Origin of the sequence: Flavobacterium sp. WV_118_3, from assembly GCF_039778605.1 — a bacterium.
Taxonomy (GTDB): Bacteria; Bacteroidota; Bacteroidia; order Flavobacteriales; family Flavobacteriaceae; genus Flavobacterium.
On the sequence record NZ_CP156060.1, the window covers coordinates 1264182 to 1276201 of the forward strand.

The 12020-nt window shown below is 39.2% G+C and carries 11 protein-coding genes; 4 read left to right on the forward strand and 7 right to left on the reverse strand.

Translation table 11 applies throughout. The annotated features are described in order from the left end of the window. Nucleotides 1-79: 79 nt before the first annotated feature. From ABFU83_RS05790 to ABFU83_RS05805, 4 genes are all read left to right on the forward strand, one after another. Nucleotides 80-556: an XRE family transcriptional regulator gene (locus tag ABFU83_RS05790; RefSeq protein ID WP_347069553.1), complete on the forward strand. Its 477-nt coding sequence runs from the start codon at nucleotides 80-82 to the stop codon at nucleotides 554-556. Nucleotides 557-928: 372 nt separating this feature from the next. Then, the gene (locus ABFU83_RS05795) at nucleotides 929-1564 is read left to right on the forward strand and encodes a hypothetical protein (protein ID WP_347069555.1); all 636 of its coding nucleotides are present in this window, start codon (nucleotides 929-931) and stop codon (nucleotides 1562-1564) included. Between the two features lie 125 nt (nucleotides 1565-1689). Beyond that, entirely contained in the window at nucleotides 1690-2265 is a 576-nt protein-coding gene (locus ABFU83_RS05800) for a transposase (RefSeq protein ID WP_347065527.1), read from the forward strand. Then, on the forward strand, nucleotides 2175-3098 hold the full coding sequence (locus ABFU83_RS05805) for an IS3 family transposase (protein ID WP_347070199.1): 924 nt from the start codon (nucleotides 2175-2177) through the stop codon (nucleotides 3096-3098). Before ABFU83_RS05800 ends, ABFU83_RS05805 begins: the two co-directional genes overlap by 91 nt. A 101-nt stretch (nucleotides 3099-3199) precedes the next feature. Here ABFU83_RS05805 and ABFU83_RS05810 read toward each other — a convergent pair whose 3' ends face one another. From ABFU83_RS05810 to ABFU83_RS05840, 7 genes are all read right to left on the reverse strand, one after another. Further along, nucleotides 3200-4600, reverse strand: coding sequence for an efflux transporter outer membrane subunit (locus tag ABFU83_RS05810; RefSeq protein ID WP_347069556.1), 1401 nt, complete (start codon nucleotides 4598-4600; stop codon nucleotides 3200-3202). A 10-nt stretch (nucleotides 4601-4610) separates the two neighbouring features. Further along, nucleotides 4611-7775 (reverse strand): efflux RND transporter permease subunit, encoded by a 3165-nt coding sequence (locus ABFU83_RS05815; RefSeq protein WP_347069557.1) that lies wholly within the window; start codon nucleotides 7773-7775, stop codon nucleotides 4611-4613. A 4-nt stretch (nucleotides 7776-7779) separates the two neighbouring features. Next, nucleotides 7780-8898, reverse strand: coding sequence for an efflux RND transporter periplasmic adaptor subunit (locus ABFU83_RS05820; RefSeq protein ID WP_347069558.1), 1119 nt, complete (start codon nucleotides 8896-8898; stop codon nucleotides 7780-7782). A 34-nt stretch (nucleotides 8899-8932) separates the two neighbouring features. Further along, entirely contained in the window at nucleotides 8933-9424 is a 492-nt protein-coding gene (locus tag ABFU83_RS05825; protein ID WP_347069559.1) for a hypothetical protein, read from the reverse strand. A gap of 289 nt (nucleotides 9425-9713) precedes the next feature. After that, nucleotides 9714-10331: a hypothetical protein gene (locus ABFU83_RS05830; RefSeq protein ID WP_347069560.1), complete on the reverse strand. Its 618-nt coding sequence runs from the start codon at nucleotides 10329-10331 to the stop codon at nucleotides 9714-9716. Next, complete coding sequence (locus ABFU83_RS05835; RefSeq protein ID WP_347069561.1) at nucleotides 10332-10886, reverse strand: HD domain-containing protein; 555 nt, start codon at nucleotides 10884-10886, stop codon at nucleotides 10332-10334. Between the two features lie 7 nt (nucleotides 10887-10893). After that, nucleotides 10894-12012: a hypothetical protein gene (locus ABFU83_RS05840; protein WP_347069563.1), complete on the reverse strand. Its 1119-nt coding sequence runs from the start codon at nucleotides 12010-12012 to the stop codon at nucleotides 10894-10896. Nucleotides 12013-12020 lie beyond the last annotated feature (8 nt).

Below are 12020 nucleotides of genomic sequence, written 5' to 3' on the forward strand. Positions count from 1 at the left end.
ATTGTCCGTTTTGAATGGGAATAAAGAGGTATTTTTTAGTTAAATTGCTGTATGCCAATTTACTAAAATCAATATTGTTATGTCACATTTCGATACATCCGATAAAAAAATACATCAGGGAAGGAATATCAAACGTTTTCGGGAAATGTTAGGAATCAAACAGGAAGCTTTGGCTTGTGATCTTGGCGAAGACTGGAATCAGAAAAAAGTATCGTTGATGGAACAACGGGAAACGATCGAAACCGATATACTGGCTCAGGTAGCTACGATATTTAAAATACCTGTGGAGGCTATTGAAAATCTTGACGACGATATGGCAATACATATTATTACCAATACATTTAATATTGAAAAAAACGATGGATGTGTAGGAGGTAACGGTAATGGAGGAAACTTAAATTCAAGTCCGTTTACAGTAAATCCGATAGATGAGATCAGGCAATTGCATCAGGAAAAGATTGCTTTGTACGAGCGGATGTTAAAAGAGAAAGACGAAATGATCGCCCGATTGGATCAGTTAATTCAGGAAAATAGTGCTCCTAAAAATAGGGGATAATCGCTAATAACCAGCGAACAAGAAAATTGGAAACACCAAACACCTGACAGGCTTTTAAAACCTGTCAGGTGTAGACGAAGAAATGATTAGGTTTACGAATGTATGTTGTATGATTTGCGATATCGAATTAAAAATACAATAGTACTCAAACAGTTAAAAAAATAGTAGTTTTCATAAAGTGGGGTTACCCTAAGCACTGCAAGCTTCTGACGGGTTTTTAAACCTGTCAGTTGCAGCGGTGTTAACGAGAGTTGTAACTGTTGTGTTCTTTATAAAACGATATGAAATCAAAAAAAATGTTGTAAAAATATTCGGAATCATTCGTAACTGTTTTTTTTGTACATTGCCTGTAATCAACCAAATCACCCCATTATGAAACAATATGTTATCCTGGCTGTATCGTTACTGTTTACGGTAGGCATGTACAGTCAGAAGAAAAAAGCAGGAGGTAAGGCACCGGCGGCAAAAAGTCAGACAACCGTTTTGGCAAAGGCAGATGATCTTACAGCTGAGCTGATCAAAAATAAAAACCAGCAGACTTTTTATGTTTTCCGAAATGAAAAAGGAACCAAAAAAGACACACTATTGGTAAAAGCAATCGACAAAGCGTTGCCGTCCGAATGTAAGATCACAACCTTTAAAGCAAAAGACACGCCGCTATGTTGTATTACCTGGACCGAAAAGAATATAACCGAAACCAAAACCAAAAACGAAGAGGCGTTGAGTACCTATTCGGAAATCTGGGAACCGGCGACGAAAACGCAAATATTGAGTAATGTGCAAACCACGACAAAAATTAAGGAAATCGTTTTTTTAGATAAAGGACAAAATGCTTCGGAAACTCAGGAACGCATGAGAAGAGAAGGTTTTGAGTTTACGCTAACCGGAGAAGGGGATGTGATCCTAAAAAATAAATCGCAGGAAAGTCGGATGACGTACAATCCTACGGATAAAAAATATGTGAACAACGTTCCGGCTAGTGCCGCTCCGGCGAAGAAGAAAAGATAAATTATTACACCTGACAGGTTTTTAAAACCTGTCAGGTGTAATATTCACAACGCTTTATAAAATTAGAAAGTAAAACCTTTTAGCTTTTGATAAGTTGCTAAAACAAAAAAGGGATCATTTTTAAAATGAACTGCCCCCAAAAAGTTAGACACTATTTGGGGGCATTTTTTATGGAAAGAAAAGTCAAGTACAATTATGAATTTAAACTTCATTGTGTAGAAGAAGTATTAAATAAAAACCGCTCAAAGGGCTCAGTTGCTCAGGAGCAAGAAATTAGTAAAACTAATCTTGGAAGATGGATAAACTTCTATCTTAAGTATGGAAAAGAAGGTCTGTTATCCCGTAAGAATCAGAATTACAGTTCCGATTTTAAGCTAAAAGTTATACGTACCATTGATCAGAAGTGTTTATCTTTGAGTCAGGCCTGTTTATTTTTCAACATTCCCAATGATGGGATAATCTTGGCCTGGCAGCGTCAATTTAAAAACCATGGCGCACCAGGTTTAGTACAAAAACCAAAAGGAAAACCCATATCGATGACTTACAAAAGAGCTAAAAAGAAATCCGATAAACCTTTGACCAGAGAAGAAGAGCTTTTACTGGAAAATGAATCTTTACGTGCTCAAGTAGCCTATTTAAAAAAGTTACAAGCCTTAATTCAAGCAGAAGAAGCCGAGCAAAACAAAAGGCACAAACCATAGAGGAATTAAGGCATAACCATGATCTATCTCTTTTATTGGATCATGCAAATATGGCACGGATTAGTTATTATTATCATCAAAAGAGAAACGCTGTTATTGACAAATATACAGAGCTTAAAGAGTTGATTAAATCGATCTATCATTCTCATAAAGGTCGTCTGGGCTATCGCCGTATCACTCTTGAGATAAGGAATAAAGGTTTTGTAATTAATCACAAGACTGTATTGAAACTAATGAAAGTTTTAGGGCTTAAGAGTTTAATAAGAGTTAAGAAATATAAATCGTATAAAGGAGAACATGGCAAGATAGCACCTAATATATTACAACGGAATTTTAAAGCAGAACAACCCAATCAAAAATGGGCAACTGATATAACCGAATTCAATGTAAAGGGAAAGAAGCTATACTTGTCTCCTGTCATTGATCTATTTAATGGAGAAATAATAAGCTATGAATTATCAGAAAGGCCAAATTTTGAACAGGTCACTAATATGCTTAAAAAGTCATTTAGGAAAATAGCAGATAATACTGGGCTTATATTGCACTCTGATCAAGGATGGCAATACCAAATGAAACAATATCAAAGATTATTGAAGGACAAGGGAGTTACTCAAAGTATGTCAAGAAAAGGGAATTGCTTAGACAATGCTGTTATAGAAAACTTTTTTGGTATTATTAAATCAGAGTTGTTTTATCTTCAAAAGTTTAAATCAACAGAACATTTAAAACAAGAGCTTAAAAAGTACATAAGCTATTACAATAACAATAGAATTAAACTTAATTTAAATGGAATGAGCCCGGTGAAATACCGAGCTCATTATTGTCAAATTTAATTATAAATTTGTCTAACTTTTTGGGAGCACTCTAAAATGATCCCTTTTTTAGTTACGTTATACCTGAGAGGTTTTCGAAACCTGTCAGGTGTAGGAATGAATTATTGCGTTCCACCACCTAGCGCTTTATATAGCATGATGATGGCATTAAACTGTCGGTATTTATTATCGATAAGATCCAATTCGCTGCTTAAAGCAGAGTTCTTTGCCGTTAATACTTCCAAATAATTTACAAAACCGTGGTTTAACAACTCGTCCGAATAGTTGGCTGCTTTTTTAAGTGCATCCACTTGTTTTTCACGGATTACCAGTTTTCCGGTTTCGTTTTTATACTGAGATAATGCATCCGAAACTTCTTTCCCGGCTGTTAACAGGGATTGTTCAAATTGTAAATAGGCTTTTTCCTGATTCGCTTTAGCAACCTCATATTTGGTTCTAATTTGTCGCTGATTAAAGATCGGTTGTGTTAAACCGGCAACGATATTCGCAAACAGGGAATTGGTGCTAAACCATTCTTTTAACTGTAAACTTTGGAAACCTCCGGAAGCCGTTACCGTAAAGGATGGATAGAAATTACTACGCGCTACATTGGTCATCTCAAAATTAGAGATCAGGTTGTATTCCGCGGCCATTACATCCGGTCTTTTAGCTAATAAATCGGCAGGAACACCCAGGTTTACATCTACATTCATCGCTTGGCCAGCAAGGGTTCCTCTTTCGATTTTACCCGGCGACTGTCCCAATAAAATAGACAGGGTGTTTTCCATGATCACAATGTTATTTTTTAAATCGGCAATGATCAACTCGGTAGCATATTTCTGTGCTTCCGTTTGTTTCACCGCTACTTCGTTAACATTTCCGGCGTCTTTTAACGCTTTGATCGTTACCACACTGTTATCGCGGTTGAGTAAGGTTTCTTCGGCTACTTTTAACTGTGCATCCAACGATAACAATTGGTAATAGGTAGAAGCGATACTCGCCAATAATTGTGTTTTTACCGCCTGATTGGCCGCTACCGTCTGTAAATAGGAAGCATTGGCCGCACGTTTGTTACTTCTGATTTTCCCCCAAACATCGGCTTCCCACGATAAGTTTCCGGCCAATTGGTATTGGTCTAAAGCACCATTAAAAAAGGAACCAAACTGGCTGTTTTTGGCCAACTCCTGGTGGGTAAGGCTGGCACCCATGCTAAGCGTAGGCAGGTAACCCATTTTTCCCTGTTTCAGATTCGCTTCGGCTGCTACAATCGACTGCATGGCGATACGGATATCGTAATTGTTCTGTAGTCCTTTTTCGATATAGCCCTGAAGAATCGGATCGGTAAAAAGTGTTTTCCACGAAACACCCGCCAGCGACGCCCCTTCGGTAGCCGTAGCATCGGTACGATACAATGCTTCGGTTTTTACCTGTGGACGTTCATAATTCTTGGCGACAAAGCAGGACTGCATCACCGATGCAGCTGCTATGACAACCATTATTTTATATGATTTTTGATATTTCATTTTCATAGTTTTATAATGCAACATTTTCAGAATCCTGCTCGGCCGCTTTTTGAGCTGCTGTTTTTCCGGTAATACGTTCCTGTAGTCCCTGGAAGATCACAAACAATACCGGAATAAAGAATACCCCTAAAATAGTACCGACTAACATTCCTCCAACAGCCCCCATACCAATGGAACGGTTACCTACGGCTCCAATTCCGTTGGCTAAAGCCAGTGGCAACAGACCAAAGATAAAGGCGAAAGAAGTCATCAGGATCGGTCGTAAACGGGCTTTAGCTCCTTCAACAGCCGATTCGAACAGGCTCATGCCATGACGTCTACGCTGGATGGCAAACTCTACGATCAGAATGGCATTTTTCGCGAGTAATCCGATAAGCATGATCAGTGCAATCTGGAAGTAAATGTTGTTTTCCAGACCGGCCAGTTTTACAAATCCGATGGCTCCTGCAATACCTACCGGTAACGATAGGATTACCGATAACGGTAGTAAATAACTTTCGTACTGTGCACTTAACAGGAAGTATACGAAAATCAAACTCAACAGGAATACACCAATTGCCTGACCTCCGGAAGCAATCTCCTCACGGGTCATACCGGAAAACTCATACGTATAGTTGTTTGGTAAATGTTGCGCGGCTACTTCTTCAATCGCTTTAATCGCGTCCCCGGAACTGTATCCCGGTTTGGCTTTACCGTTCACGTTAACCGATTTTAATAAGTTAAAACGCGTAACCGATTCCGGTCCATAGGTTTTCTTAAGGCTTACGAACTGGCTTATCGCTACTAATTCGTCATTTCGGTTTTTGATATAAATCTTATCCAAACTTTGTTCCGTAGCACGATCTTCCGGTTTCGCCTGAATCATCACACGATATTGTTTACCAAAGCTGTTAAAGTCGGTGGTATATAATCCTCCGTAATACCCTTGTAGCGTATTGAAAATATCGGATACACTGATACCGGCATCTTTCGTTTTTTCAATGTTAATGTCCAACTGGTATTGTGGGAAGTTCGGGTTAAAGTTGGTCATCGCATACTGGATTTCCGGACGTTGGTTTAGGGCTTGTAAAAACTCACCGGTCACTTTACTAATGGTTGCCCAGTCGTCATCTGCTTTGGATTGTAGCTTAAACTCAAATCCGTCTGCCGTACCAAATCCCTGTACACTCGGAGGTGTAAAGAATAACGCTCGGGCATCTTTAAATTGTGCTGTACGTCCGAATAGTTCACCAACTACCGCTTCAATCGATTGGGTCGCTTCTTTACGGTGCGCCCAGTCTTTTAATTTGATAACGGTAAAGGCATATGAACCACCATTTACGTTGTTTAATAAACTGAAACCAACCACACTCATACGGGATTCGATAATGTCCATAGAGGCTAAAATAGAATCCAGCTCGTTAACGGCTAATTGTGTTTTTTCTAAAGTGGTTCCCGGAGGTAAGGTTAAATCACCCATAATGATACCACGGTCTTCATTCGGAATAAACCCGGATGGAGTGGTGTTGAATAATAGTAATGTAATACCCGTTACTGCTAATAAAGAGATTCCGGTGATCCATTTTCTTTTAACCAGGAAGTTTAACGACTTACTGTATTTGTTGTTCATCGAATCGAATGCCGTGTTGAACGCGGTAAAGAAACGATCTTTTAATCCTTTTTTAGCATGTTCCGAATCGTCATGCGGTTTTAAGAACAGGGCACAAAGCGCCGGACTCAAGGTTAAGGCGTTGATCGCCGAAATCACAATCGCAACGGCCAATGTAATCGCAAACTGTTTGTAGAATACTCCGGATGGTCCTTTCAGGAAGGAAACCGGTACGAATACTGCCGACATAACCAGGGTGATCGAAACAATCGCTCCGGTGATCTCGTCCATAGCCGAAATCGTCGCTTGTTTGGCGTCTTTTATACCGTGGTCGAGCTTGGCGTGAACGGCTTCCACAACTACGATGGCGTCATCCACTACGATACCAATCGCCAGAATCATCGCAAACAACGTAAGCATATTGATCGAGAATCCGAATAATTGGAGGAAGAAGAAGGTACCTACAATCGCAACCGGTACGGCAATGGCCGGAATCAAGGTAGAGCGGATGTCCTGAAGGAATACGAATACTACGATAAATACCAGAATAAAGGCTTCTATCAATGTCGAAACTACTTTCGCGATCGACGCATCAAGGAAGGTTTTCGAGTTGTAAGGGATTACATAATCAATACCTTTAGGGAACGTACCTTTACTTTCTTCCAAAATATGGATTACTTCTGTCATGATGTCCTGAGCGTTCGATCCGGATGTCTGGAAGATACCAACAGCCACACCTTGTTTACCCATTGCCATGTTTTTGGCGCCGTAGTTAAAGGCTCCTAATTCGACAGTCGCTACATCTTTTAATCGAAGGAAATTTCCGTTTCCGGTCGATTTGATAATGATGTTTTCGTATTCTGAAATTTTAGATAAACGTCCTTTATATTTGATTACGTATTCGTAAACACCATCTGCGTTTTCACCAAATTTACCCGGTGCAGCTTCTAAGTTTTGTTCGCGTAACGCATCCTGAATATCGGACGGCACTACTTTATAGTTGGCCATTTTCTCCGGATCGATCCAGATACGCATCGAGTAGTCTTTGGCACCAAATACGTTTACCTGACCAACCCCTTTTACACGTTGTAATTTCGGTACCAGGTTGATACGGGCGTAGTTTTGGATAAACGTCTCGTCATAATCTTTATTGTTCGAATATAAAGCGAAGAACATCAACGCACTCGTCTGACTTTTAATGGTGGTTACACCGGTATTGACTACGGCTTGCGGTAGTTTACTGGTAGCACGTGCCACACGGTTTTGTACGTTTACAGCAGCGATATCGGGATTTACTCCCAATTCGAAGAATACGCTAATATTGGCCGCACCGTTATTGGCCGATGTCGACGTCATATAGGTCATTCCTTCCACACCGTTGATTTCTTCTTCGATTGGCGTTACAACACTGTTTAAAACCGTTTCGGCATTGGCTCCGGTATAGGTAGCACTAACCTGTACGGTTGGCGGTGCAATTTCCGGGTATTGTTCGATGGGTAACGACGTTAATCCCAAGATACCCAGAATGGTTATGATGATGGAGATTACGGTAGAAAGTACCGGTCTGTTTATAAATGTTTTAATCATAAGTTTACTTTTTTACGGGCGCATTTGCTGCCGGTTGTGCATTTTTACCAGCTTCCTGTGGAACGATTTCCTGATTGTCGGCCAATTTGGTAACACCTTCCACCACAACTACTTCTCCGGATTCAACACCACCGGTCACGATAAAATTCAAACCGGAAGTACCGTTGGTTTCTATAATTTTCGAATGTACTTTATTGTCTTTTCCAACCGCATAGATCATTTGTTTCCCTTGCATGTCGTAAACCGCATTCTGAGGAATCAGGATTACGTCTTTGGCTTCAACCGGTAGGCGAATGATGCCGCTACCACCGCTTCTTAAAACCGATTGCGGGTTTGGAAACTGTGCACGGAACTCGGTACTACCGGTACGGGCGTTTACTAATCCGTTTACCGTTTCGATTTTCCCTTTGTGCTCGTATACCGAATTGTCGGCAAGGATTAATTCTACCGAAGGGATCGCTTTGATCTTGTCCGATAATGTAGCACCCGGGAAGGTTCTGCTAAACTGGATCATTTGTTTTTCATTCATCGTAAAATAAGCGCGAATATTACGGATATCCGATACTGTAGTCAATGGATCGGCTGTGGTAGCGCTTACCAAACTTCCTACTTTATACGGAATACTTCCAATAACACCGTCTACCGGACTGGTGATGGTTCCAAAGTTGATATTGGCCGCAATACTGTTGTAACTGGCTTTGGCACGTGCCAGATTGGCTTTTGCCGTTTCCAGGGTTACATTACTGATAATCTTGCGTTCTACCAACGGAATTAAACGATCCACTTCTACCTGAGCGGCTGCTACGGCTGCTTTGGCCGCACCGGCATCCTGCGATAGGGTATTGGTTTCCAATTTAAACAATACCTGTCCTTTGCGTACTGTTTGTCCTTCGTCGACAAAAATCTGCTCGATAAAACCGCTTACTTTCGGGCGGATTTCAACGTTTTGCTGACCTTGTAAATTGGCGGAATATTCTTGATAGGTTGTGGTATTTTCTTTAACTACTTTCTGAACGGGAAAGGGCATGGGACCAGTAGGTTGCTGCTGTTGCGGATTTTTGTCTCCACACGATGCGAATACCATCGACAGGGCCAACATGCTAAATATTACTTTATTCTTCATAGGGTAAAATATTTATATATAATTGTAAATAGCTTTAAAATTCGTCTTTTGATAAGGATTCTTCCTTCATACATTCCGTGAGTATACTTTCAAATTTGCTCAGATAATTCATATAGGTATTCAAAGCATTCACAACAAAAGCCGTATGAGCTTTATCTTCTGCCGGATAGGTGAGCTCATAGGATTTTACACGGTTGAGCATGTTTTTCTCGGATTCAATAAATTTCAGATGGTTCTGAATGCGTTCGTTGGGAGGGGAAGGCATAAAATATTTTTTGCGGTCGCCGGTTTTGGTATAATAACTGATTTTTCCCAGCTTGAGCAATAAATTGATGTTGGTCGATATCGTGCTTTTACTGGCACAACCCTGATCGACCAGTTCTTCGAATGTCATTCCTTTATCCCGGACATTCATAATTAATAATCCTAATATTCGGGCCGCACAAGGCGGTAAATGATAATACGTTTCAAAGTGTATCCCGAATAGTTCGATTAATTCTTCTTTTTCTTCCTGCTGTTTATTCATGGGGATTCTTGATTTTGGTTCGCAAAGATACAATTAGTTTGGTTGAAACCGAACCAACCGAACTTCAGAATAGCGTTAAAAAATACTTAATATTTTCGGCACTGCGACAGCGGTAAAAAAAGAATCTGAATATTAGGATATTACTACTATTCAGATTCAAAAAACATTGAACTAATTTACAACAAAAATGAATTAAAAAAGCATTTTCTTGTTAAGAAATTATTGTCATACGTCCATTTCTGTGATATTGTCGTAGCATGAGAGTGCCTTTTGAGGTTTTGATTTCTTTTTAAAGATTCCCAAACACCACTATATAAGTGGCATAATTCAATTTATCATTGAGCCATGCTATAAATTGCATTTTAAACTCAAGTACTTTTGGGTCGTCTGTTTTTGACTGTGCGATTCGGTCTGATAGTATTCGGCAAGTTGCATTGTCAAAATAATTATGTCCGTAAATATATAAAGCGGTTTCAATCTGTTTATTCCATGGATTTTGGATAGGAAAAACGGAGTTGAATTCGTCCAGGATAAAGTCAAAATCGTAGGCCGGAATAAAGACATCGTTTCGCTTTTTGGTTTTATAATAATGTCTTTCATGATCGACAGGCCATATACTAAACCCGATTTCATTTCGGGATGTCGGTTTTTCTCTTGTGGAGATTCGTACGGTTCTATTATTAATTCGTTCAATCGCTTTAGTAGTGTCATATTTACATAATTCATAATACTCCTTGGCGGTTTCATAATCACATTCTGCTTCAAACACTATTGCTCTTATTTTGTTGTGGTGAAATGCTTGTTCACTGGCGTCAATATCACCGTTATTTTCTTTTAAAAGTTGTATCGCAACGTCCAATGGAATTGCAGTTCTACTCCGTAATATTTTTATTTTAGTTGGATCCATTTAGTATTTATTTTTGTAAAGATCTATTTTGTCTAATAGTCTTTTTGCCAAATAGGCGTTGCCGTCTTTTAAATAGGTATAAATAACTTTTGCTTCTTCACGGTATTTTTCCTTTTTCGATTGGTCCCAATAATAGGGTTGCGCATATAAATTACAAATTCTATCGGCCATTTTAACCGCCCAGATTTCTTTGGGTTGTGCTTTTATCCGGTTTAAACTATCAAGCATTTGAAGTTCTCTTTCAAGCTGCGTGTTTTTGGTTAAGGCCAGTACGCCTTCCAGAACCGGTTTCCCATAGTCTTTTTCCAATTCTTCGATACTAAGATCGGTATCTTCTATGGTATCGTGTAAAAGAGCACATTTTACGGCAAGCGCTACGTCGAAGTCTAAAGTATTTTTTGAAGCATTTATAATTTCGAATACAACACTACCGATATGATTGATGTATTCGATTTTTTCGCCTTTATTTTGCCCGCCATAGGTTTGTCCGCTATGTAAAAGGCTAACTTTTTGCCATAAGTCTTGTAAATCATCAATGGTAAACGTATCGTTCATTTTAGGTTTAATTTTTTAATTCATCGTCTGTATTCCAATAATCGCCAACGCCTATATATTCGATTTCTTTTTTAGCGAAAAATTTTTCGTAAACCTTATCTTCTTCCCGGATGGTTTTTATGTCATCTTCAATTCTGTGCTTTTCAAAATACCATTCTTTCCAGGTGTTCAGGTTGGTCCAACGAATGGTTGTATCGAAATGTTCCACCTGAATACCTTTTACCCATCCGCTACACGAAGGAACGCCACAGCAACATGAAAAGATAAAGTATTCTCCATTCTGTTCCATACTTTTTAGAAATTCCGAAATATCAATGATGTCGCTTTCTGCATAGGGTTTTTCAGCGTTGATCCGGATTTCAAATTTTCCCTGCATATAGACCTCGTTCTCATCATATATCGATTGCGAAGCCGTAACGACCAACTCTACACAAATGCTATCGTATATTTGCGCCTCCAGCCAATTGGTTAGTTGTGTCAATTTCTCCGGTGCAATATGACTTTTGTAATTTAAAAGCTGTTGTAGTAATTCCTGATAATCTTCTACATCGTAATGCCGTTCTTTGGGGTCTTCACCTTCTTTAATTATTTCATTATGGTGTAGTATCATTTCATTTGCTTTTTCAACATAAAAATCGGCAAGGAGCTGTTTGGAATCGGCATAGTTGTCGACTACGTATTCTTCAAAAAGGCAATTCCAACGCGTAAAGTTCCGGGTACTTTTGAAATTTAACGTTCCCTTTATAATTTCATACCGACTGATTATGTCATCCCAGAGTACATAAAATAAAGCATCTTCCAAATAGGTCGCCATCGTCGTAAAAAAGGCATTGAAATCGCTACCAAAGCCGGACTTGCTGCCACTTTGTATCGATATATAGATACCGGGTTCATTGAAATCGATTATCCGATCTGTTGCATAAAGAGCATACCGCTCGATTTTCCCGTCTTCTGAGTTTATGATAAACGTATTGGAAAAAACACCTTGTACATTGGTATCGTTTCCCTGATTGACAATGGTATATTTTTTTAAAAAAGCAGCTTCTTTATTTTTACGAACCCGTAAAATAGTACCGGAATTAATGATTCTTGGTTTAAGCTGATACAGATCGTTTGTTATTCCCATTTGTTGCT